This is a genomic window from Agarivorans sp. D1326 (genome assembly GCF_056958115.1).
Window position 1 is genome coordinate 132,591 of sequence record NZ_JBTWEN010000007.1, and the last position, 24,575, is coordinate 157,165.

The 24,575-nt window shown below is 45.0% G+C and carries 18 protein-coding genes; 5 read left to right on the forward strand and 13 right to left on the reverse strand.

Translation table 11 applies throughout. The annotated features are described in order from the left end of the window. The first annotated feature begins 23 nt into the window (after window positions 1-23). Window positions 24-1,289 (forward strand): GGDEF domain-containing protein, encoded by a 1,266-nt coding sequence (locus ACYFDN_RS14590; protein WP_472589582.1) that lies wholly within the window; start codon window positions 24-26, stop codon window positions 1,287-1,289. Between the two features lie 251 nt (window positions 1,290-1,540). On the opposite strand, the gene ACYFDN_RS14595 is transcribed toward ACYFDN_RS14590, so the two are convergent. The 10 genes from ACYFDN_RS14595 to ACYFDN_RS14640 all read right to left on the reverse strand — a co-directional run bounded on the left by ACYFDN_RS14595 (window position 1,541) and on the right by ACYFDN_RS14640 (window position 16,314). After that, window positions 1,541-5,758: a putative Ig domain-containing protein gene (locus tag ACYFDN_RS14595; RefSeq protein ID WP_483511707.1), complete on the reverse strand. Its 4,218-nt coding sequence runs from the start codon at window positions 5,756-5,758 to the stop codon at window positions 1,541-1,543. A gap of 300 nt (window positions 5,759-6,058) precedes the next feature. After that, window positions 6,059-7,612, reverse strand: a complete 1,554-nt coding sequence (locus ACYFDN_RS14600; RefSeq protein WP_483511709.1) for a M14 family zinc carboxypeptidase — start codon at window positions 7,610-7,612, stop codon at window positions 6,059-6,061. Window positions 7,613-7,763: 151 nt separating this feature from the next. Further along, window positions 7,764-8,591 (reverse strand): mechanosensitive ion channel family protein, encoded by an 828-nt coding sequence (locus tag ACYFDN_RS14605; protein ID WP_016400172.1) that lies wholly within the window; start codon window positions 8,589-8,591, stop codon window positions 7,764-7,766. 151 nt (window positions 8,592-8,742) lie between these two features. Next, window positions 8,743-9,705: an SMP-30/gluconolactonase/LRE family protein gene (locus ACYFDN_RS14610; RefSeq protein ID WP_483511710.1), complete on the reverse strand. Its 963-nt coding sequence runs from the start codon at window positions 9,703-9,705 to the stop codon at window positions 8,743-8,745. Further along, window positions 9,705-10,736, reverse strand: coding sequence for a Gfo/Idh/MocA family protein (locus ACYFDN_RS14615; protein ID WP_483511712.1), 1,032 nt, complete (start codon window positions 10,734-10,736; stop codon window positions 9,705-9,707). Before ACYFDN_RS14615 ends, ACYFDN_RS14610 begins: the two co-directional genes overlap by 1 nt. A 2-nt stretch (window positions 10,737-10,738) precedes the next feature. After that, on the reverse strand, window positions 10,739-12,268 hold the full coding sequence (locus tag ACYFDN_RS14620; protein ID WP_215426324.1) for a tripartite tricarboxylate transporter permease: 1,530 nt from the start codon (window positions 12,266-12,268) through the stop codon (window positions 10,739-10,741). 31 nt (window positions 12,269-12,299) lie between these two features. Next, window positions 12,300-13,082, reverse strand: coding sequence for a tripartite tricarboxylate transporter TctB family protein (locus ACYFDN_RS14625; protein ID WP_483511713.1), 783 nt, complete (start codon window positions 13,080-13,082; stop codon window positions 12,300-12,302). A gap of 104 nt (window positions 13,083-13,186) precedes the next feature. Next, window positions 13,187-14,215, reverse strand: coding sequence for a Bug family tripartite tricarboxylate transporter substrate binding protein (locus tag ACYFDN_RS14630; protein WP_483511715.1), 1,029 nt, complete (start codon window positions 14,213-14,215; stop codon window positions 13,187-13,189). 102 nt (window positions 14,216-14,317) lie between these two features. Continuing rightward, window positions 14,318-15,421 (reverse strand): isocitrate/isopropylmalate dehydrogenase family protein, encoded by a 1,104-nt coding sequence (locus tag ACYFDN_RS14635; protein WP_483511716.1) that lies wholly within the window; start codon window positions 15,419-15,421, stop codon window positions 14,318-14,320. Between the two features lie 212 nt (window positions 15,422-15,633). After that, the gene (locus ACYFDN_RS14640; protein ID WP_016400179.1) at window positions 15,634-16,314 is read right to left on the reverse strand and encodes a GntR family transcriptional regulator; all 681 of its coding nucleotides are present in this window, start codon (window positions 16,312-16,314) and stop codon (window positions 15,634-15,636) included. Between the two features lie 137 nt (window positions 16,315-16,451). On the opposite strand from ACYFDN_RS14640, the gene otnK reads away from it, so the two are divergent. The 4 genes from otnK to ACYFDN_RS14660 all read left to right on the forward strand — a co-directional run bounded on the left by otnK (window position 16,452) and on the right by ACYFDN_RS14660 (window position 19,973). After that, window positions 16,452-17,726 (forward strand): 3-oxo-tetronate kinase, encoded by a 1,275-nt coding sequence (gene otnK, locus ACYFDN_RS14645; protein ID WP_483511717.1) that lies wholly within the window; start codon window positions 16,452-16,454, stop codon window positions 17,724-17,726. Continuing rightward, window positions 17,723-18,373, forward strand: coding sequence for a class II aldolase/adducin family protein (locus ACYFDN_RS14650; protein WP_483511718.1), 651 nt, complete (start codon window positions 17,723-17,725; stop codon window positions 18,371-18,373). Before otnK ends, ACYFDN_RS14650 begins: the two co-directional genes overlap by 4 nt. A 22-nt stretch (window positions 18,374-18,395) precedes the next feature. Beyond that, window positions 18,396-18,683 (forward strand): putative quinol monooxygenase, encoded by a 288-nt coding sequence (locus ACYFDN_RS14655; protein WP_483511719.1) that lies wholly within the window; start codon window positions 18,396-18,398, stop codon window positions 18,681-18,683. A gap of 84 nt (window positions 18,684-18,767) precedes the next feature. Next, window positions 18,768-19,973 carry a winged helix-turn-helix domain-containing protein gene (locus ACYFDN_RS14660; RefSeq protein ID WP_483511720.1) on the forward strand — a complete coding sequence of 402 codons (1,206 nt, stop codon included), beginning with the start codon at window positions 18,768-18,770 and terminating at the stop codon, window positions 19,971-19,973. Here ACYFDN_RS14660 and ACYFDN_RS14665 read toward each other — a convergent pair. The 3 genes from ACYFDN_RS14665 to ACYFDN_RS14675 form a co-directional block, all read right to left on the reverse strand. Further along, window positions 19,956-21,440 (reverse strand): porin family protein, encoded by a 1,485-nt coding sequence (locus tag ACYFDN_RS14665; RefSeq protein ID WP_221075353.1) that lies wholly within the window; start codon window positions 21,438-21,440, stop codon window positions 19,956-19,958. The genes ACYFDN_RS14660 and ACYFDN_RS14665 overlap by 18 nt on opposite strands. A gap of 92 nt (window positions 21,441-21,532) precedes the next feature. Then, the gene (locus ACYFDN_RS14670; RefSeq protein ID WP_483511721.1) at window positions 21,533-21,952 is read right to left on the reverse strand and encodes a DUF2141 domain-containing protein; all 420 of its coding nucleotides are present in this window, start codon (window positions 21,950-21,952) and stop codon (window positions 21,533-21,535) included. 62 nt (window positions 21,953-22,014) lie between these two features. Then, window positions 22,015-24,417: a right-handed parallel beta-helix repeat-containing protein gene (locus ACYFDN_RS14675; protein WP_483511792.1), complete on the reverse strand. Its 2,403-nt coding sequence runs from the start codon at window positions 24,415-24,417 to the stop codon at window positions 22,015-22,017. Window positions 24,418-24,575: the final 158 nt, after the last annotated feature.

The following is a 24,575-nucleotide window of genomic DNA, read 5'->3' on the forward strand; positions in this document are numbered from 1 at the left end:
TTCTGTCCACGCTAAAGCACACTATGAATCAGCAACAACGCGACATTTATTACCCAGTACTATTTCTGATCTCTTTGGGATTGGTGCTTTGGCAGTACCTTGGCATGGAGCGACACCTTAATTACTCACTAAACGAAGAATCCCCCATCTCTCTTTCTACTCAGCTCGCCGATGGTCGTGTTGGCAAAGGCTTGTTATTGCGCCAACAAAACAAAGCCACGCTATTTTGCAATATCTCCAATAGCCAGCAACCCGATGCCTGTGCTTTGCAGTTAAAGTTAGTGGAAAATAATCAAGCGGGCATCACTCTGGCCAACTTTGAAAACATCCAACTAAACCTGTCCTTTCAAAGCACTGCACCAGATTCCATTTGGCTACAGGTGTTTACTCAACACAATGCAAAACATTTACACCTATACCAACAAAGTATTTTGCCCAAGCAAGGGCGCGCGAGTTACAGCATAGATGTAGATAGCTTATATCAGCCCTCTTGGTGGCAGTTTGCTCAGGGTGAAAATCAACACTCGCAGCAAGATGCTAGGATCACCTACATTAGCTTGCTCACTGGTGACAATACTCTGGATAAAAATATCGAGTTATCGCTCCATTCAGTCCAGTTTTCTGGCAAATGGTTGCAAGCCAAAGATTTGTATTTAGCCTTGTTGGGGATCTGGTTAGTCAGTATTACTTACGCTTTTTTCAGTGTGACCCGTGGGGTAAAAGAGCAACACCAGCAATCAAATAAACACGCGCTAGAGCTAAATAAAATCAATAGCTACCTGAGCATTGAGCGCGATAACTACGAATTTATGGCCAAAACCGACCCGCTTACCAGCTGCTTTAATCGCGCCGGTTTGAGCAGCATTTTTGGCGACATCATTATCGAATACGCTGAAATTGGTATGCCTGCTAGTATCGTCTTATTCGACATAGACCACTTCAAAAAAATCAATGACCAATACGGCCACGACGAAGGCGACAAAGTACTGGTTAATCTAGCAAACTTGGTGCGCCAGCAAATAAGAGAAGGCGATTACTTAGCCCGCTGGGGCGGTGAAGAGTTTTTGGTGGTATGCACCCATACCCGGCTAAAAGGAGCCTGCGCACTTGCTGAACACCTTCGCCAAAGTATCGAAAACACCATCCTAAGCGAAGAAACACGCATAACCAGCTCTTTTGGCGTAGCCGAAATAAACTCTGGCTTCTTAGAGCAATGGATAAAACGTGCCGACGAAGCTTTATATCAAGCCAAAGAAAGTGGCCGCAATAAGGTAGTTGCGGCAAGTTAAGAGCTAGTACAAGTAACTAAGCTTGCTCTTTTAAGCGCTGTTTTTTGATGATATCAACCCACCTCCAATGCGTTTTCCTCTTAGTCACCGCAAAGCCATTATTTGCACAGTACTGCGCTTACACAGCTGACTCATAAGCGGATGAGCGTCAATGAACGCAATGCTGTTTGCCAATAAAAAAGGCGCTGGTGAGCGCCTTTTGTCAATCACGTGTCAACCCATATCAGGACGGGTCATATGAAACCTAAAACCTAAGGAGGACTTAACTCCAACAACTTGGCGTCGGCACTGGCTGAATCTAAGAAACCATAGAAAGTAGTATCTCCGGCATCCCAACCCGTTTTCGCTTCAAAAGAACCGTTATCCGAATCAGCAGCAGTGATTGGAATGATATTTTGGAAACCAGATTGCTTGAGGAATAAAACGCCAGCTTTCGCATGAAACTCCCAGCCATTTGGCAAGCTTGTTAAGGTAGTAGTGGTAACTTCCCAGCCTTGGTTATCAAACTCATTCACTAGATACCACGTTCGCTCTAGGCCAAATTCATCAACAATAAGGCTCTCATTCAGCTGCAGATTATTATATGCATCTAAAGCTGGAATCACCGAGCTATCAATCTCAGCATAAGACTTACCCTCATCCATGGCTGCTCTCACTTTACCAGCTAAGTCTGTTACATCTTGACTATTCCACTCTCCGTAATCGTGACCAACCCAAATGCCAATGTTGCCCTTCTCCCATACTCTTACCGATTGCCCAGCGTTATCAGCCGACAAGGTGAAGCTATAGTCATCCAAAGCAAAATGTTGATAAATGGTTCTGTTGATGGATAGCGATTCGCTTATTTGAGTCTCAGTAGATTGCCAATTATTAAACTCTATGCGCTCCCCTGAAGCATCTAGTTCTGCAGCATCTTTGCTACTGTTAATAACATAGCGTCTACCACTTTGCTCTGTAACAACTTCTCCATTTTCAACTTTCTTGGCTAGGGTATTCTCTGACCAATAGTCCGTAAGCTGCCATGGTGAGCTATAAACATAATGCGAATACTCTTCAAAGTTCTCCGTATCCGACATCAACATTGGGCCAGTAGTGCTTTCTACATTTGACAGCGTACCGTCTTCACAAGCTGAAACTGAGATAGCTCCTTTGTCCAAGTTAGCATTTAGTTCAATAGCGACTAAATAAACACCCGGAATATCGCTGTTGCCGAAAGACATTGAACTTAGTCCTTCAGGAGAAGCTAGTAAATGCAACTCAGTTTGTTCAGGGCTGCCATCTCCACGATAATCAGATGAATGAAACAGCGAAGTAAATTCTAGGTTTTCATCTAATGTAGAAATTTTAAAGTCAAAATATTGAAAAACATCAGCAAAGACTTTAGCTTGATAAGTATTGTTACCAACATAGTTCAGTTTGTGGCTATCAAGAAATGCAGTGGCATCTTCACCGCCATCAAACGTCCCTCGTATGTGCACTTCCTGTTGAAGCGGACCCAATTCATCCAATGGCTCCAAATCACAACTTGCATGGTTTACATATCGGCCAACAAAATCAACAACCTCACTATCTACGGTAGTTTCCGCTATGGCGTACTTATCACGCTCAAAGGTTAATGGACTTACAGCAAATACCGAGCCGTTTTCTTTTACTACATCAAACTCAAAACAGCCATCGCCCACTTCCGTATAAATATCAACATTGAACACTGCGCCCTGCACGTCAACCGAGCTAAGCGATATAGTCTCACCTACAGCGCTTTTGTCGGAATAAGCTTTGGTTAAGCTATTACATATGCCTGTATTTTCAACCCGCAGGCTATAGCTTGCATATAGCGCCTCTAATTCAGCTTGGTTTAAGCCAGCGGTTTGCTCGCTAGGAAGAGTAAATAACACGCTCACTTGCTCACGCGGCATGGCAGCTTCTCTGGCGATCTCTTCAGCAATAAGCGCATCTAATTTAGCTTGAGCTTCTGCTTGATCTAAATAGCCATAAAACGTTTGATTCGGATCCCAATACATTTGAGATTCGAAATAACCCGTATCAACATCAGCATCAACCAACGGCACTGAGGTATAATTGTTACGTGAATAATCGTTACCACTGGTATCCAGCTCAACGATCATTCCACCAGGGACAACGTTAAAGCGCCAGCCGTTCGGTAGCTGTTCTAAACCTGTCTCTTGTAGCTCCCACTCCCCTTCAAACTGGTTGACTAAGAACCACGTTCTTACATCGCCATTTTCTTGGTAAACAAAACTATCGCTAAAACGCAGTACGTTATAAGCACTCAAGCCTACAACCACACTTTCATCAATTTCAGCGTAAGATAAGCCACTATCTAAGGCGGCTTTAATTTTACTATCGAGACCTTCTATTTCGGCAGAGTTCCATTCTGGATAGTCGTGACCAAGCCATAAACCCGAATCACCCTTCTCCCAAACTTTAACTGCTTGGCCAGGCTCTTCTTTAGTAAATGAATAGTTATCCAAGCCGTAGTGGTGATACTCGTTAAACTCTAAACTTAGGGTGTCAGATAGATCTGTTGTCGTATATTTCCAATCCTGAAACTTAATAGCTTGGCCATCAGAACCTAGTTCAGCCATCCTGGTGTCATTGCTATATACATAACGCCCACCAGAACCTTCCGATACCTTTAAGCCATCAACTACTTTGCTTGATTCTTGGTAATCTTCCCAATAATTAGTAAGCTCACCTCTATCCCAACGGTATTGCGCATACTCTTCAAATACACCATTGATGCAACAAGTATAAACACTACCTCGTTGAGTGAACTCTCTTTCACCGTTTGGCGTTAGCGTTTCTTTGGTATAGTCATTTATCGTTCCATCTGCTGAAGAATCTCTCAGCTCCTCATTCGAAACAGAGCCGTCAGCAAAAGAGGTGGTCACTTGGGTTCTTCTAAAGTAAGGCTCTAGCTCTTCTTTATCTAAAGATTCACTGATTCTAGTTTTTACCTGTTCACCGCTTTCTAAGGTCTCAGAAGAATGTGTAACTCTTTGAACCCATTCAATTTGAGAAAGGTTTCCAGCATTAACAGCTGCTTCAATATCTATATCATCAAAGCTTTCATCATCGTCATAGCCACCTTCGTCAATTGAAGAAGACTCATCATGATATGCTAGGTATGAAAGCTGACCAGCTTCATCATGGGTTCCAACTCGATAAACTCGCCCTTTAAAAGTTCGAAGGTTGTCTTGGTTTAAATCGGTTTCCCAATAAAAATGAGCGGTATAAACCCCATCAGCTAAATAGTTTTCTGTCCAAGACTCTTTTTCATAAATCAGTGCTTCCTGATCCTCATCTAGCTTCCTTTTATAGTTAGCATCAGTGAGGTAACTGACGGACTCAACTTCTACTTTTTTCGTATCATCGTCTAATAAGGTAGTAATTTTGCTTTGTTCAACTAGGAAGTAATCTTCTTTCCCAGTAATCCAGTTTTTCCGACTGCTTCGCTGAGTGGTAACTTCTACCGTTTGGTTATCTTCCAAATCTTGTTTAAGTTCTTGCTCTTTTTTAGCTGCTTCTTGGCGTTCGGTGGTGCGCTCTATCGCCTCTTTCGCTAATACTTCTTTAATCGCTTCACCAACATCATCAGCCAAGAAGTCGCCTAAAATTACATCAACGCCACCATCTAAGCCTAAGTCACCAATCACCTTGGTTTTTGCGGCCATTAGCTCCTGGTCAATTTGTTCGCTGGTTACAGAACCGCTAGCTAACAAAATTAGGCTCTCTTTTAACTCATCAACAACCAAAGAGGTAAACGGGGAAATCGCAGCGCCTGTTGGGTCAATGCTTTCGTCTAAATCAACCAATGGAGGAGCAGAAAGCACGACTGGGTTTTCAGAGAAATCTTCACCGGTATCTAAATCTGTAGCCCCTTCGCCTAACAATGCACGAATAGGTGCCGATTTTAAGCTGCTGATGTCGGCGCCTTTTAAAGCTAAGGTGTATGCACCGGTATTATCACTAATAGCGCTAGGCTCATCCTCGTCAAGTTGACCATTTAGGTTAAGGTCAAGAAAAACAACCGCACCAGCTACATAACCATCAATCACTTTGCCGCTAAGAGCCATTACCCGGTTTACCGTAAGCTCAAACGGCGCAAGAGAAACAGTTTCACTGCCATCACTTACACTAATAACAATATCTGAATAGGCGCTAATATCTGTCCGAGCGGGTGTTCCTGATAATTGACCCGTTGCTTCATCAAAGCTTGCCCAAGCAGGCTTGTTGGTAATCGAAAATGTTAGTTCATCGTTGTTTTCGTCGCTGGCAGTTGGAGTAAACGTAAATGCTACCCCCTCATCTATGCTCGTTTGCGGCGTACCACCAATATTGGGAGCTACATTTATAGGGGTTGAGTCGCCTCCACCACCTCCACCACACGCGGTTAGCGAAAGCGAGACAGCGATCAGCGAAGCCAACTTCGACTTGGCATACTTCATATTTAGAGTCCTTTCCAAAACTTGCTATTGTAAGTAGTAATTTTTATTAGAGTTTTTAGCCTAAAAAAAGGCCATTAACATCAACATGCTACAAATAAGAAATGAGTTAACAAGCATACAAAAAGGAAAAATGCTGTTATTTAGCGTTATGTCAAAAAATAAGACAAATAAACCCACAGAAAGATGATTTACCGCAATTGAGTGATTGGCAATGGTTTAAAAAAGTGCCGCTATTTAAACTAGCAGCACTTGATAAGCCTTTAAGAAAAACAAGCATTAAAGCTAAAACAAATGATGAACTTACAAAGGATTATCGGGGCAGTTGCCGCTAATGTACAAAGGTACGCCAATGCTGGGCTCTATGGGTATTAGCACGGCGCCATTGGTGGCTTGAGCCCCCCAATATTCTACCGGTAAGCTTGCCTGTAAGCCTTGTGCTAAGGGGTAATCACAAAACCCACTACTGTCACTTGGCGCATTATCGCTGTAGTTGGCTAAAGTGGCGAGCGCTTCAAATAAGGCCACTCGGTTTATCCAGATTTGTTTGCTCAAAAAGCTTGGGTCTGGTAGGCCTGGATTAACACCAATTTGCGGCTGGCCAAGGTGCACAGCTGTAACGTCGGCACGCAAATCTTGTACAAAATTTACTGTCTCCCAACCACCAGCCGCCGCTCCAATATGTTGATAATTTGCTGTCGCGCCGCTGCTAATATTTCCGGCGCCAAGTTGAACCTGAGAAAAGCGCCCGGTTGAACCGACAAATACCCGGTCAATTTTTTTCATCACTTTCACCGCCAAGCTTTGCGCTAAAAACTGTTGCGGTGAGCCCGGAAGTGCATCAGCAAAGGGACTTAACAATCGAAAGTTATTGGCGGTTTGGCCATGTAAGCAGTTAACAGTGGGTAACTGCCCCAATACTTGGGCAGGTTTGATGGAGGTGAAATCTAATTGGCAGTCGGTTTTTTGTAAGTCGCCGTGTAAATCAAGAACAACTTCCGGCTGAAAGGCTAAAGCTGCAGCAACCATGGCTTGGCTTTCTAACGGGCGAATGGGTTTATCTAAAGTCACATGATGATAGCGGTTTAAATCGTAACCTCGGCCGACAATGCCCACAAAGTCTGCTTCTGAATTCTCGGCAAAGGCGCCGCCTGCCATGGGATCAACATTTTGGCGAATTAGCGCACAGTCATTATCGATCACCGTTCCCGGAATAGGATTCAAACTGCAATTATCTGGATCCGGTTCGCCGCCATCAGGGTTGGCACGCAATAAAACCAACAGATCTAAGTTAGCTAAGATGGTTTTAGTTTTGCGGCCAAAACCGGTGCTTAACCAACGAACAATGCTCAGGGCTGCTTCGGTGCCCGCCGGCTCATTACCATGTTGCTGAGTAATCACCATTACTCGAGTACCATTAGGGTTGCCCATGCGAATAGCCAACAGATCACGGCCTTGAGTGGATGTACCTACTCGCTCAGGGTTAACATTGCCACGACTACCATCATTAACGGTACACACAACAGCTTGACGAATACTGTCGGTTTCAACTTGTTCACCACACACCTGATAATTGATGTTTAAATTTGCAGGAAGGGCTTGGTCAATATTTAACAAGCCACCGTTGTTTCCGTTAATAATTAACGGTCCTGTTTGCATTTTCACCCTAGAAAAGTAGGGCAGGTAACTCAGCTGAAATTGCAAATCTTGATAACGAGACAGTTGCCAATAGTCTTGGCTATTTGATTGCCAGTGTAACTGTGGGGTGGCACTAATTGAGGCACTAGCTAGCCCCCCAATCAGCAAAGCCCAAAGCTTACTTTTACTTAACATCCATATCACTTCACGCATGTTCATTGATCATCCCTGATTTTTTGATGCTGGTTGCATGGTCAACATCTTGTCAAAAATTAATCATAGAGCCATACGAGCTTAATGAGAACTAAGTTAGTAAGTTATTCTAGGCTATTTACTGTATTTTTTCCTTTGCACTAAATCACTTAGCAGATTACTCACCCGATAGCATACGTACTTCGCGTTGTGGAAAAGGTATTTGCACACCCGCTTGTTGCAAGGCATTAAACACCGCCAGATTGGCGGCAAACTTAGTTTGATGAAATAACGGTGTTGGCACCCAAAAGCGATAACTAATATTAATGCCACTATCGGCAAAGGCATCAATGCCCACCTTGGTAGCAGGGGCTTGCTGAACCTCGGCAATAGCTGCCAAGGTCTCTTCGATTAGGCTAATAACTTGCTCTGGATTGCTGCCATAAGCGATCGCTACCTCGCCTTCAACTAAGCTGTTTTGTTCGGTATTTTTAAGTATTTCGCCGACAATATGGCGATTAGGAATGGTCACCCGCTCGTTATCTTCATTAATTAGCACCGTGGTAGCTAAATTAATTTCTTCAACAATGCCGGTGTAGCCCTTTACGGTAATGGTGTTTTTAAGCACAAACGGTCGCGTGAGAATAATTGCTAAGCCCGCACCATAATTAGACAAAGTGCCCTGAATCGCCAAGCCAGCACCTAGAGAAATAGCACCCAATGCGGCCACAAAGGGGGTAATGCTAATACCCAGTTTGCCTAAGGCAATGATCACCGTAATGCTAATTAACAGCACTTTCACCACATTGGCAATGAAGTTGGCAAGGGTGATGTCTAAACCTTTGTGCTCTAGGGTATTAAATAACCACTTAGCAACTTTGCCGGCAAACCATAAACCCAGTAGCACAATGATAATTGCACCCACCAGTTGGAAGCTGTATCTCACTAAAAAGTCGACAATGGTTTGGTATACCGATTCAAGTTGGGCGAGTTCTTGGTCAATCATTTAGCGGTCCTTGCTATATTACAAATACACTGAGCATAGCGCCTGAATTATCAGAAGCTTAGTTATACTCTCTCAGTTAATTGTAGCTCGAAGCGATGCTTTTAGCAGCTTGAAATAAACCCGTAATTTAGTCGCTTTAGCCCAGTAAAAGCTACTTAAAACGCCAATGTGCAGGTTTAATCCCTGTAATATCTGTTTTAATTTTAGTGATGCTGTTGCCCAATAAACATCCTAAAAGAATGCCATCCTTGGCAAACGCGAGAGATGAAATATTACGAAGCAGCTTAGCCGGGTTGCCATCTAAATGTGGCCTTCCCATAACATCATCCTGAAAGGCTTGTTCAACCCACCTCAGGTGCTCATCGTCGGAATCTTCTAACCATATTTGCTGCTCACCATTTGGGCTAACTCGAATCACCCGATTACTCACAATGCTGGTTACCCACAAGTTGCCACTAATATCCATGGTTAATCCATCAGGAAAGGTCGCGGCAGAGAACTGGGTAATGACTTGTGCTTGGAGCAGCTGGTCATCTACGATTTGATACTTAATCAGCTCGCGAGAGAAGGTTGCATTTACATATAGCTCTGTCCCTTCGGGGTTTACCCAAAGCTCATTGGTGTAGCCCAAACCGTCGGCAACAATGCGAGCACCTTGCTCATCTACCAGCACAATAAAACCGTCATCACAGCTTTTACGATAAGCATCTGCTCTAGGTTGAGTGCGAGTGCTCACGGTAATCCAAATGCGTCCTTGATGGTCTAGATAAACAAAATTAGTGGGAGGCAGCGCCACGCCATCCACCTCCAGCAGCCAATCATAAATTGCATTGTCTCTAGTGAGTTTAAATACTCCGCCTTGTTCGGCCCCTAAATGCGCAATAAGAAAGCTGCCGTCGGCTAGCATGGCAAAGCCATTGGTTTGCAAAGGGCCAAATTCTGGATGCTCTCCCCCCCAGTAGCTTTGCTCACCATTTGCCGCGATACGAGTTACACCCCCTCTAAAATCCGAGACAAATACATCGTCAAAGGCATTGGTCAATACGCATTCTGGCCGAGTAAGCTGCTGGCCCAGCTTAACTAAGGGCTGGTTAAATAGGTTAATTTGCGACATTAAATACTCACTCGCTTTTGTTGTTGATGAGATTGATAAATCGCATTCTCAATTTCGATATTTCGCAAATACTGCTGAGCGAGATTCTCTAGCTCAGCTCCACGCTGATAATGCGCCACCACATGCTCAATAAGCTTATAAACACAATCTCCACCAAAATTTTTCGCTTGCCATGAGTAATCAATTTGTTGCTCGTTATTGTCGCCAAAGTCGCGCAGAAAAATATTGGCATCACCGTCTAAGCGCAGGCTAGCTTGGCTACCTTCGATCAGCATTTCTCCCATAGTGGTGCGCTTATTGTCAGCCTTATGGTCAAGTAAGCGATTGCCATCAAACACTGCTTGTAGCTGGCCTGCTAAACCAAACACAATCAGGCCAGCGTCTTCGCCTGCAATAACCGGATTACACTTACGCAAACTGGCATAAACGTTTTCCACTTCACCAAACAAGTAACGAAAAGTATCTACTAAGTGAATCGCCGTTTCGTGCACTAAAAACTTTTCCATTTGCTGAAAGTAAGGTTGGCGCTCTAAGTAAGCTTCCGGCCCTTGGCCATCGCCGGGGCGCAGATTAAATTGCACATTGAGTAGCCGCCCAAGCACTTTGTCATCAAGCAACTGTTTAATTTTTCGATACCATGGCATAAACCTAAAATTCTCGTGCACAATTAACTTGATACCGGCTTGTTTCGCCATAGCGGTGAGCTGTTTAGCTTGCGCCAAAGACTCGCCAAAAGGCTTTTGAATAATTGCATCTACGCCAGCTTCACAAACAATTTCTAGCTGTTGGAGGTGAGTATGTGGCGGAGTGATAATGTCTACAATATCGGGCTGAGTTTGCTCAATAAGCTGCGCTAAGTTGTCGCTTTGCTGAGCAATGCCATAACGTTTGCCAATCTCATTTGCGGCCTCTATGTGGCGATTGCAATTTCCCACCACCTCAGCACCAACTACCCGCTGCCAAGCCTCATAATGAAACTGGCTAAAGTAACCCGCGCCCACCGCCACAACTTTAAGGTTTTTAGAGCTCATGTTTAGCCTCCCACGGCTGGTTTAAATCGGCTAAACAAACGCTGAGTGCAACGCTTTACGGGGCCAAATTGTGATAACAAGAAATACAAAATAAACAACACCAAAATTAAACATACTGGCCGTTGCAACATTGGCAAAAAACTACCGTCGGAGATCATCAAGGCACGGCGTAAGCTTTCATCAGCCATTCCACCTAACACCAAGCCAATCACAAGCGGTGAAATGGGGAACTTATTCTCGCTCAACACAAAAGCCACAATGCCCACCGGTAACATCAAATACAGGTTGAACAAATTAAGACCCAAGGCGTAAGAGCCCAAAATACATAACACCCCTACAACCGGTATAAACAGTGGGCTAGGGATGCTTAAAATCTTTATCACTTGTTTAGCTAGCAGCATACCGTTTGCCCACATAGCAAACGAAGCCATCACCATAATGGCGGTGATTTCTAGTAAAAATCCGGGATGTTCCGCTTCAATAGTAGGGCCAGGAACCACCCCATGTAACAGCAGTGCGCCCAGTAACATCGCTGCAGGCGGGCTACCCGGAATACCCAGAGTAAGCAATGGGATCAGTGCCCCACCAATGCTGGCATTGTTAGCGGTTTCAGAAGAAACCAAACCCGCTGCACTGCCTTTGCCAAACTCCTCTTGTTGCTGTTTAGTGGAGGTGTTTTTTGCGGTGCTATACGAAACCCAACCAGCAATATCTTCACCTACACCAGGTACCGAGCCAATGCCAACACCGATCATTGAGGAACGAACGATATGTTTAATATTGCGCGCAATGGTGCGGAAATCTGGCAAAATTCGACCAAATTTTTCTGCTTTTCGCAGAGTTTGTTTCTCGGCTAGCACCCTAATAATTTGCGGTATAGCAAAAGCACCAATTAACACTGGCACAATCTCTAAGCCGCTATCTAGCTGGCTTTGCTCAAAGGTATAACGGGGATAAAACTGCAGGGTATCGCGGCCGATGGTGGCCATAAACAAGCCAATAAATCCGGCTATCCAACCCTTAACCACCAAATCACTGCTGGTTAAGGTGCCGCTAATTACAATGCCAAATAACGCCAGTAAGAAGAACTCCCAAGAGGTAAATTGCAAGGCAAAACTGGCGATAAGTGGCGATAACACTACCAAACAAATAAGCCCAATTACCGTACCAATTAGCGAAGCGGTAGTGGTTAAACCTAAGGCTCGCCCGCCATCACCTTTTAGCGCTAAAGGATAACCGTCCATGGCGGTTGCTGCAGCAGCAGGCGTACCTGGAATATTGATTAAAATCGCTGGGTACGAGCCACCATAAATCGCCCCTACATACATGCCCAATAGCGATATAAGCGCCGTGCTAGTATCCAGGTTGTAGGTAAGTGTTGTCAGTAAGGCCACGCCCAAAGTAGCAGTTAAACCTGGCATAGAGCCAAATAAAATGCCGAGCAAACTTGAGCCAAACAATACCAACAAGTTACTTGGCCTTGTACAAAGCTCAAACAAAATCCCAAAAAAGTGAGCAAACTGGTCCATCATTATTGTTGTCCTATTTAGCCTGCAGAGGCCGCTACAAAGCTAAGATTTCATACCAGATATATTCCATTAATTTGATGACCGAGCCATATTCCACCGGCATAGGCACCTGTAATAGAAAGTTGAAAGAAAACACCAGTAACAAGGGTACAGCTAGCGCTGTTATTAGAATGTGATGACGTTTTTGTTGATTCACAGGGCTTAGCCATAGCAACAGTAAACACACTACAATCGCGATGATCGCGCCAACATCACAGGCAAGTATTAGTGGCTCATCAACCGTTGCTTCCATAGCCAACCAATAAAACTGCGGGGCAAACATCCAACGCATCGCCAATATAAATATACTCAAGGCCAAGTTGGCTTGAATAATCACGTTTTTGAGCTTGTTGTTGTCCACATAAAATCGCAAACATAGGCTTAGCAAGAACATTACTGTCGCTAAGTAAAAATCTAATGAAGGAATGTATAAGTAGATATAAAGAGACAGTGCAGCAATCACATACCAGCGATCTCGATTTATCACTTTGCGATTATCACCAATCCAGCGGCTCAGCTTAAAAAACTCACCATGGCCCGCATTTTTAGTCGCATTAAACAGCAATATGCTACTGGCAATGCTTAACACCAAGAGCAAAATAAACGGGAACAAGGCTGGCGAAACATACCAGCGGCTATCTACGCCGCCGAAACTACCACTCATAGGAAAAGACAAGGTTTCCCAAGCTAAATAGGCGCACAGAGCCAATAATACAACCGACACCTTAAAGTCAGTTTGACGTAAACGAGTGGCACCTTCAGGATTATTGCGATTCATTTGGTATACCTAAGAAAGTATTGAAAACCAAGTATAGTCAAATACTTAAATGTCACTATTGGTGCTCTCTTCCCCGTGGGAAAGAGAGCAAAGCCAGTACAAACTTAAATTTTAGGAATACCAAATTGGCTGGGTTCAACCTTAGCCGAACCTAACTCCCACAAGGTCCACGAGAAATTAGATTCAAGCTTAGAGAAAATATCTTTCGCCTGCGCGCCATGTGCGCCACTGAGCGAATAGAGGTTTTTATCGGCCCATTGCTTGACGGTGTCTGAGGCCATGGCCGCTTCAAACGCTTCACCTAACTTAGCTTTTACTTCTTCCGGCGCATCATCTCGCACTGCAAAACCAATGGCTTGGCTAATCGGTAAGTAGTCAGACAAGCTCGCATAACTGCTAAATGCCGAAGGAATCGTGCCTACATCAGGAATGGTAAAATCTTGCTCAACCAACATCGCTAAGGGGCGTAATTGGCCGGCGCGCAATAATGCCACTTGCTCTGCAGCAGAAGTAACCACAACGGTGATTTCTCCAGTAGCCGCAGCAGTTTGCGAAGGAGCAGAGCCGGGGTAAGGAACAAACTTAAATGCCGCACCGGTGCCTTTTTCTAGCGCTAACAAATTAAGGTGATGAATAGAACCCGCGCCACCAGCACCCGCTTTTATAGAGCCTGGTTGCTGCTTAGCTGCATCAATTAACTCTTGCAGACTATTGTAAGGAGAGCTAGCACTCACCGAGATAAGATCAGGTGAGCCGCCAACAATAAAGGGCGACCACACATTAAAGCGCTGATCCCAACCTCCATTTACCGCCGCGGTAACATTTGACTCGGATAAGCCCACTAGGTTGTAGCCATCAGCTTTCTTGCTAAACACACTGCTCATGCCAATCGAACCAGCCACCCCGCCAGTTTTATTCGTCACCTTAATGCTCACATCCAAGGCTTTGGCCATTTCAGCCATAATCATTCTGTTAATGCTGTCGGTGCCGCCGCCAGCACCCCACACCACGGTATTTGTAATGGTGCGAGACGGATAGGTTTTTGCCGCCATAACCGGCTGACTGATACTCGCCAGCACTAAGGTGGCGCTTGCCGCAAATAATGCGATTTTAGATTTATAATTAGCTTTCATGTTATGCCCTCTTCAGAATCATAGATTGTTTCTGCTTAATCGACATTCAAGGCTGATTACTACGCAGATTTGAACGTGAATTAGTTCTTTATTTTTATAAACTTAAAGTAACGCCAAACTACTAAATACTTTATTGGTGATGGCTTCTGTGCCATCGCTGCCGCCTAACTCATATGGCAGAATTTCTTCGCTGGCATAGGCCAGCTCAATGGCCTTATCGATAAACCTTCCAGCCTGTTGAATATCGCTATTTTGGTGTTGCAAACCCAGCCAATTCAGCATCATCGCTGCCGACATAAACATCGCAGTGGGGTTGGCTTTGCCTTGACCGATAATGTCTGGGGCGCTGCCGTGACAAGGTTGAAACACCGCATGTCGCTCGCCAATATCTGCCGATGGCGCCATGCCCATACCACCCATTAGCCCAGCGCCTAAATCCGACAATATGTCGCCAAACATATTCTCGGTAACCATCACATCAAACTGCCAAGGCTGGCGCACTAACTGCAAAGCGGCAGCGTCAACATAGATATGTGAAGCCGTTAAACTAGGGTGATTGGCGGCAACCTCATCAAAGATTTGTCGCATGTAATAAAACGAGCCCAATACATTGGCTTTATCGACACAAGTCACTTCGCCCTTGTAACCTAAACGCTTGCGCTGCTTGGCTAAGCTGAAGGCAAACTCAAATAGCCGCTCACAACCTTTACGGCTAATTTTTTGGGTGTCTGTGGCAAACTCTTCCGAACCACTACCGTTAATGCTAAAGCTTTCTCGGCTCGCAAATAGGCCTTCGGTACTCTCTCTTATCAATACAAAATCCAGCTGCTTACCGCGGGCGTCTTCCAACGGCAGCGGAATACCGGGCAAGGTTTTTACCGGGCGAACGCCAGCAAATAAATCTAAGGTTTCACGCAGTTCTAACTGGGGAGCAATTTCGCGGCCATCGGGATAACGAATACTTGGCATTCCCATACACGCCAACAAGGTCGCGTCAGAATTTTTGGCGTGCTGCATGGCCTGCTCAGGAAGTGCAATGCCGTGCTGTTGGTAGTAGTTCGCACCTGCTTCAAAGCTGGTGAAGTTAAGCTTTAGCCCACCAACTTTATCAATTGCCGCCTGAATCAACGTTAAGCACGCAGGGGTAATTTCTATACCTATGCCATCGCCAGGAAACACAGTGATTTCAAATATCTGTTTGCTCATAAGCTGCATTCACTCCTTGTGAATTGGGCAAGTGAAGTTTCTGCCAACAATCAATGTATACATTAATTTGTACATAAATGTATACCGATGATTTACTTTGTCAACATTTAATTAACAAATATTTGACCAGCGAATAATGAAGCACAGCTACTGCAGCCATTAAAAAAGCCGCTAGAAGCGGCTTGGAATAACGAGCAACCCAGTGAGTCAGCTTAGATATTGGCTAAACGCAGTTTTTCTAACAGGGCGACCATGGCTTTGCCGCCTTTAATCCTATGCTCACGATGAATATCGGCTGCTTTAATTGGGTCGCGCTCGCGAATAGCCTGCACCACTTCACTATGATCTTTGGTTGAATCATGTGGCGTATCACGCAGGTGCAAGGTAACAAAGCGTACTCGGTGTGCCTGCCCCCAAAACTGTAATACCACATCTTTTAGCCGTTGGTTGTCGGTGAGATCCAATAGGGTGTGGTGAAATTCTTCATCCGCTTCGGCCCAAGCTTCTAAGTTATCCTGCTGCAGAGCCTCGGCCATTCTTGCAGTAGTTTTTTCTAAACGTTGTAATTGTTGCTCGCTTAGACCCTTGCTCGCCAAGGTGCCAATCGCTTGCGACTCTAAAGCGGTGAGAATTTCGTAGATATCACGCATATCATCAGGTGAAATAGGCTTAACCCGAATACCATGGCGCGGCTGAATCTCAATTAAACCTTCCCGCTCTAAGCGCACGCAAGCTTCCCTCACTGGGGTTCGACTAATATTCAAACGCTCTACCAATACTTTTTCTAGGTATTGAGTTCCCACTTTAAACTCATTGTTCAAAATTAACTCGCGCAAGGTTTGATAAGCCACCTGAGCGAGCGGTAGGTCTTGGCGTTTGGTAGTTACAGACATCGATTTACTCTTCCAGTAAGTGATTAGTTAGAGCCAAATTCTCTATTGATTTTGGGATTATTACACAAATTAATGTATACATTAAGTTATTCATCAATCTATACTGCGATTAGTTTTTGTACTTAAGGGATTAAGCAATGGCAACAAAACCGCTACTCGGCGTTATTGCTGATGACTTCACCGGCGCCTCCGACATGGCCAGCTTTTTAGTGAAAGGTGGCATGAGCTGCATTCAAATCAATAACTTAGCCAGCATTCACAAGCAAACCCTTAATAGTGACGCGATTGTGCTAGCCTTAAAAACCCGCACCGTAGCGGTGGAACAAGCGCTCGAGCAAAGCCTGCAAGCCTTAGATTTTTTGCTTGAACAGGGCTGCCAATACTTCTACTTCAAATATTGCTCCACCTTTGACTCCACGGCAAAAGGTAACATTGGCCCAGTCATCGATGCCCTGTTAGCGCGACTAAACTTAGCTCAAGCCATTATTTGCCCAGCCTTACCAGCGAATGGCAGAACCGTTTATCAGGGGCATTTGTTTGTTTATCAGCAATTGCTTAGTGATAGCCCATTAAAAGACCACCCGCTCACGCCAATGGGCGATTCGCGGGTAGCCGAGCTACTTAGGCCACAAGTTTCCACTGCTTATCAGCAAGCCATTGAACACCTAAGTATTGATGATTTAAATGCAAAGCAACTAAACCCAAGCCAGCAACAGGCACGTTACTTAATTTGTGACTGCATCAATCAACAACATTTATCGCAAATAGCTCAACTCATCGCCCAACAACCAGCAATGCTGCTAACTGGCGGTTCTGGCTTAGCTGAATACATGGCGCAGCTATTAACAGCGCGAGGACACTCGCTTTCCCAGCAACATCAGTGCGCGGTAAAACCCTTACTTCAACCGGTGCTGATAATTGCAGGCTCATGCTCCAAGGCAACTCGAGAACAAATTGCCGAGGCCAACGCTTTACCGCAATTTTGTGTTGATCCCGTGAAGCTGGCCAAAGGTGAACTTAAGCTAAAGCACATATTGGACTGGATACGCCAGCAACAGGCTCCAGCAGTATTGGTTTACTCCTCGCAAGCACCAGAACAAGTAAGCCAAACTCAACAGTTACTGGGCCAGCAAAACATTGCCGAGAAAATTGAGAACCTACTAGCGCAAACGGCGGTGCAATCTAAAGCCAGCAATATTGTGGTAGCAGGCGGCGAGACCTCTGGCGCAGTGGTGGGCGCCTTAAACATAAGCAGTTTTAACATAGGGCCATCCATTTGCCCGGGCGTTCCAGTTATGCAGTCTAACGATCAGCGTGCTATTAGCCTTGCCTTAAAGTCTGGCAACTTTGGCGACAAACACTTCTTTAACCAAGCTGTGAGCTTAATTCAACAATTGGGAGCGCAAGCATGAACCAAGCCCAGCAACTGGACCAAGCCAAACGTTGCATTATTAAGTTTGGATTGTCGATTTTTCAACGCGGGCTTACTGGCGGCGCCTCCGCCAATATGAGCATTGCCCTAGACCACGGTTTTGTTGTCACCCCTACTAATTCATGTTTTGGCTTTCTTGAATACGACGACTTATCGGTTTTGGATGCCAAAGGAGATTTAGTGAGTGGCAAGCCAGCATCTAAGGAGTTTTTGCTGCATCAATGTTTTTATCAACAGCAGTCCGCCATGCGCTGCGTGCTGCACTTGCACAGCTCTTACGCTACGGCAGTGTCCTGCTTAAAAGGCTTAAACAAAAGTGACGCAATCCCTGCGCTTACTCCTTATTTGCGAATGCGTTTAGGAGCAATTGCTATGGTTGATTATCATCCGCCGGGCAGCATCGATTTGGTGGATGCCCTGAAGCAGCAAGCAGCTAATTACCGTGGCGTATTAATGGCCAATCACGGACCAATAGTAGCCGCCGATAGCCCAGAAAAAGCGATGTATGCTATGGAAGAGCTCGAAGAAAGCTGCAAACTACAACTCTTGCTGGGCCAACAGCAAGTCAATTACTTAAGCCAACAGCAAGTCGAGTACTTACAAAACGCCTACAAGGGTAAGTTATAAATCAACCATCTGGAGATCAACCATGTACGTGATCACTGTGCTGTTCTCAATTAAACCAGCATATTTAGACAAGTTCTTGCCAGAGATGCTGGCCAATGCAGCTACCTCTTTGAAACAAGAACCGGGCTGCTTGCAGTTTGATGTGTGCCAATCAACAGAGAACACCAATCAGGTTTATCTCTACGAGGTTTACCAACACCAACAAGCCTTTGACGATCACCTAAACTCAGCGCATTTTTTGTCTTTCAACGAAACCACCAAAAACTGGATAGAAGACAAGCAAATAAGCAGCTACATTCAGCTAAAATAAACCAAGGCTAGCGCTTGGTTTGCCATAGCTTAGCAACGTAAGGCAGGCTAAGCTGTTGCTATTGTTACCACTTAAGCGTTGCCCATGACCGAAAAGCTCTCACTACAACAAGCCAGAAAACTGGTTTTACACTCTCAGCGCTTGCCATCTGCTAACACCAAAGGCTCGGCGCTTGAGTCCAGCCTAGCGGCGATAGAGCAGCTAGGTTACGTGCAAATAGACACTATATCGGTCATTCAGCGCGCTCATCACCATACTTTATGGTGCCGTAACCCTCGCTATCAGTTAAGTCATCTCGATACCCTAATGCGTAAGCACCAGGTATTTGAATACTTGTCACATGCAGCGGCGTATTTGCCGATGCGCGATTATCGCTTTAGCTTGCTACGTAAACAGGCTTTTGCCAATGGCCAACAAAAGCACTGGTATCAAAAAAACCACGGCTTAATGGATGCGGTGTTAAAGCGAATTGCCGATGAAGGCCCACTCATGGCCAAAGACTTTGAACATCAGGGAAAAAAGACTGCTGATTGGGCAAGTAAGCCGGCAAAACAAGCCTTGGAATGTTTGTTTATGCAAGGCGACTTAATGGTGCCTTATCGCCATAACTTTCATAAGGTTTATCAACTTACCGATAAAGTGTTGCCAAGCAACACAGATACCCGCATTCCTAGCCAGCAAGAATATTGCAGGCACTTAATCCAGCGCTACTTGAGTGCTAACGGCATTGGTCTGGTAAGCGAGATGAGCTATTTACTTAAGAACCTAAAAGGCCCCTTGAATCATTGCTTAAATGACATGTTATTAAACGGTGAGGTCATTAAAGTAGCGGTTGCTGGGCAAATTTATTACGCGCTAGAAAACAGCTTAAGCTTACTCAACAAACCGCTGGCTCGCAGCAAACTAAAGATTTTGTCGCCCTTCGACAATCTGGTAATTCAACGTAAACGTCTGCAGCAGCTGTTTAACTTCGATTATCTTATCGAATGCTATGTGCCAAAAGCCAAGCGCCAATACGGCTATTTTTGTTTACCTATTTTGTGGGAAGGCCAACTAGTCGCAAGAATGGATTGCAAAGCCGAGCGCCAAACTCGCACCTTGCACATTTACAACTTGGTGTTGGAACCAAGCCTTAAAAACATAGCCAAGTTTAGCGAAGCCTTAAGCAAAGAACTTAACGTTTTTATGCAGTTTAACCAATGTGAACAAGTGGCTGTTCATCAAGTACAACCAAATTCAGCGCTGCCAAGCATAAGCGCTCAGCTAAGCGAACTAAAACCTACGATTTAAACCAGCAATAAACTGGCGACGATCGCCACCAAAACCTACATATTCAAACATGGCTGACCAATAAGCATTAAAGTTGAAGTTAGCGCCCACTAGACCCTGCCATTTATCGGTATTTTCTTGGCGAATTTTGTAGTCGATAGAGAGATCCGTGCCGGGAATTGGCTGGTTACCGTCGATGCGTAATTCGCTATCTAGGTAACTTACGCCGCCATATACCGCTAAACTGCGGTCATCTTCAAACTGGAACAATTTGCCAGCCCGCGGCACAGCGCTAAACACAATACCGTCGCTGTTGGTTCTGTCCATATCGGCATAGGTAAAGGTAAGCGGTACTGCCAAAAAGTAAGAGCGCCAACCGCCGGCTAATACCGTACCGACACTATAGCTATAGCCGTCTACGTCTACATTCACATTAAACGGCACCGTTTCTTTACCTTCTAATACGCGACAAGCAGGGTGGCTAATAATGCCGGAACAGTCTATTTCTAGCTGCTCCAGTAAATCATCACCGTTTAGCGCAAAATTAACATTGGCTTCGCCGGTAATTCGGCCAAAGGTGCCAAACACATTCATAAAAGGAAATATCCAAGCATCCACTTTAATCTGTGGCGTTTGGGTGTGGTTATCATTATCGCTAAAGGCGACAAAATCGATGGGTACGTTAGCACCACTGCCACCAGCACCCACTTCTAACTCATCGAGATCCATGTGCTGATAGGTATCAACATAGATAAAACTAATGCCAATAGGCAAGGGAAGATCGTAGCCCAAATCAATCACTCGCTGCCCATAAAATGGCAATACTCGGTCCCATTTTCGTGGCGAGTGCTCAGTTTGGCTACCAGGCGATTTAGTATCGCGCATGGGTAAAGTGGTTTTATTTAAGCCGCTATCGGTAAGTTCTTCATTACGCGATAAATTCACCAATACCGCAGAGCCCGAAACATTAGCTCCGCTATCGTTCACCACATATGCTGGAATGTTGTGTTGGTTCACTTCTATGGTACTAGCATAAGTTTGGCCGCTTTCCCCCAAACGCCATTCTGCCGACACGCCAGTGCCCCAACCACCTTGAGTAAAGGCGTCTATACTCTGCTGATCTTCGAACAAGCCAATAATGTAATAGGAGCTTAAACCCAGGCCCACGCCTACATCGTAGCGCTCCACGTCCATATAGGTAATGCTGTCGTCTTGCTTGTTGTAAAGAGCACCCAAGCCGCTGGACTTGCCTAACACCGGCACCTTAAAGCTAGATAGCTCAGAGGAGAAGTAGCCTTCGGCTTGGTCGAGTTCTTGCTGTAGGTCGGGATTTAGTGCCACCAAGCGCTCAATAGCCGTTTTGGCTTGTTGCTCAACTTGCTGTCGCACAGCCTCTCGCTCACCACTTGGAATCACGGTTTTGCTAGAACAAGCAGCCAAGGTAAACAGGGCAAATATGCCAAGGCAAAAGCCTAGAGGATTTCTCATTACTATCCTTGTTGCGTTGAAGCTGCATCCTGCAGCCCAATTTAGTGAAGAGGCGATCTGCTAATCGCTATGAACCAACAATAAGCAATTGCTCAAATTTCTTCAATTTTAATTCGAATTACCTGCTCTTGCCCAGTTAGTTTAATTTTAGCTTCTTGGTAGCTTGGTGGGCCAAATTTTCCCTTGGGGTTGTTACTCATTCCAGTCGGCTCTTTGGGAATGCCAAACCAATTGGTATCAAGAACTCCGTTAGCATTTTTATCATGATAAACGTTTATCGCACACTCGGCAGGAAGGGGCTCACTCACGCTAATGCGTAACTCACCGTTAGCCACATTTTTTACTGGCACGGTTTTACTAAAAATAGGCTGCTTTAAGTAGCTTTCACTAGAGTCCCATACTCTAAGCACTATTTGCCCTTCTGCCGAACTTACCCCCACTACATCGATATGCACATCTGCAGCAAATACATAGCATGGCAGTGTTGCGATGAGATACGCCCAATTTTTCATACAATGCCAACCTCTAATTAACCAACACAACATGCAGGCCATGCTCGCTTAGCTCTTTTTAACTATGGCTGATTAATCCGTTTACTCAAACGCCATGTCGCCAGTAGTAACAACAATACCATCTCATACCCACTGCTGCCTCCACCACTTTCTGAACCTTGGCTAGGCTGGTCTGGGTCTGGGTCTGGGTCTGGGTCTGGGTCTGGGTCTGGGTCTGGGTCTGGGTCTGGGTCTACAGTTTGGTCCTTAATGGTTACAACAACTGTATTATTTTCACCTAACAGTGCGTTGCTAGGTGCTTGCAAAGTTATCACCAAGGTTTCATCACCCTCAAGCAATGCATCGGCAAGAGCCTGCACCTTTAACAAACCTTCGGTTCCAGCATTAATCGTGATATCACCAGCGCTTAGGTTATGATCGTTACTGTCGGCAGTGCCGCTTAGTTGATAGGGAATCATTACCGGATAGGTGGCTGCGGCCTTAGATAGATTAAGCCTTAGCGTTATTTCTTGGCCTTCGTTAAGCTCAACATTTGAAACAACAAAGTTAACTAAAGGCAGGCTCACTTCGGGATCAAGGCAATCTTCTCCAGGCAGGCCGTAACAGCCATTACCTGTAGGGCCCAGCTTACGATCCCAATCAATACCGGCCACCCAATTAGCATTGTCGCCACCACGCTCATAAGCGCCTACATCGGGTTTACCATCTAATACATCGTCGGTAATGCCCGATATCACCCTGCCCACATCGATGGGGCTAGCGTTAGCTTTAAGGCGAAAGTCTCCATTTTCATAATCCTCAAACGGCGAGTCAGCCACCGTTAGGTTATTTTGTTTATCCGATTGCGGCTCCCACGAGCTTTTATCCGACAAGTTATTCCATACATTTACATTAGAAAACTCAGTTCCCTCTTTATGCCACGCGCCCATGGTGGCACTGCCGTTCCATAAAGTATTGTTGTAAATGTTAATGTCGGTGCCATTCCAGTTAATTTGAATATTCGACCACTCGGTATTCCAAATTACGTTGTGGTGAACCTCAAAACCGGCCGCGTCGTTATCTAAATAAATACCCGCCGCTTTGCTTTTACTACCCGATGAATAAGCATCATGCAGCCAGTTATGGTGAATTTCGCTGTTGCTTGGGCCACCCACGGTGTAAAACAAGCCACAATCATCAGCAATCAAGTTACTGCGCGACACATCGTTATAGGCATACTCAGCATTGTTATTAAAAGCTTGAATCGCATCGCGCCCAGCGCGAGTAATGGTATTGTTAAGTACCTTAGTATTGTTACCGCCACGGGCATTAATAATCGCGTCGTAGTTACCCAAGTAATTAAAATCATGAATGTAAGAGTTAATAATTTGGGTATTTTCAGCCGAATCATAAATGCCAGTGCCCGAACCAAAACCAATTTCACTTTTTTCGATAACATTGTTTAGCGAGTTATATTTTCCCCAATCGCTACGGATATTAATGCTCTGATTATTCGAAGAAAATCCACTAACTACACCCAAGGTATAGTTACCGTACAAACTAGTTACACCGTAAATATGGTTATTGGATGCGCCATTAGTAATCTCGATAGACCCACCAAACACCGCCAAGTTTTTAATATGAATGTAACTGCGCGCAGATAAATCGATGGTTTGTTCACGTTTACGCATCTGTACTTGGTTTTCGCTAGGCATTTCACCATTGGGTAGCTGCACATACAGCTTTTTAGTATCAGCATCAAAGTACCATTCGTTTTGGTAATCTAAGGCTTGTTTAATCCCCTGCAGAAAAAAGTCGCCACCGTCGTCAGGGGCATGAAAAGTGCGGATCCAAGTAGGGTTTTTATCCAGTTCAAAACTCACTTGGGTAGGAGTGCTACTAGTAATAAATGCGCGCCACGTTGTCCAACCAGAGCCCGGCTTATCTCCGTAAAAATATAGCGAACCGCCTTTCGACCAATCCGCATCGGGGATGCCCGGTGCGTAATCTAGATAGGCGTTATTGGCAACATCGCTGCCGCTACCACCGGTATTTCTTAAAGAGTTTTGGGTAAAAGGGTCACCATCAATATTATTTGGCCAACGCGCCAAATCCATTGCAGTGTTGCCTTGCATAACAAAATTAGACTGGCCTAAATCCCAGCCTACGTCGGCAACGTAAATATTTTCAGCGTCTAGTGACCAACCATTCACCGCTTCCATGGCGGTAATAATCACTTTCTCATCTTGATAAGGCTGAAATACAATCGGCTGATCAGCAGTGCCAGAATGGCTAGGGCGTAATACTTCGTGGTAACTACCTGCTCTAATGTTTACCACGTCACCGGCTTGCGCCAGCTCAGCGGCTTTAGCAAGCGTTAAAAAAGGGCTGGCCAAGGTGCCTGCGTTTGCGTCGTTGCCGTTAGTAGCAACATAATAATTAGCTGCACTAAGTGGAAAACACACAGCTAATAACGCCACTAACATCCCTGTTTTTGATAAGTTCCTTTGCACCACGCGCTCTCATTATTATTACTTTTAATATTAGTGAGCGGAACTCTATACTAATTAAGACAAGCGATCAATTTATTATAAAACAAAGACTTAAATTGTATTATATATATTTAGAAAGGGCGAGAGCGTCA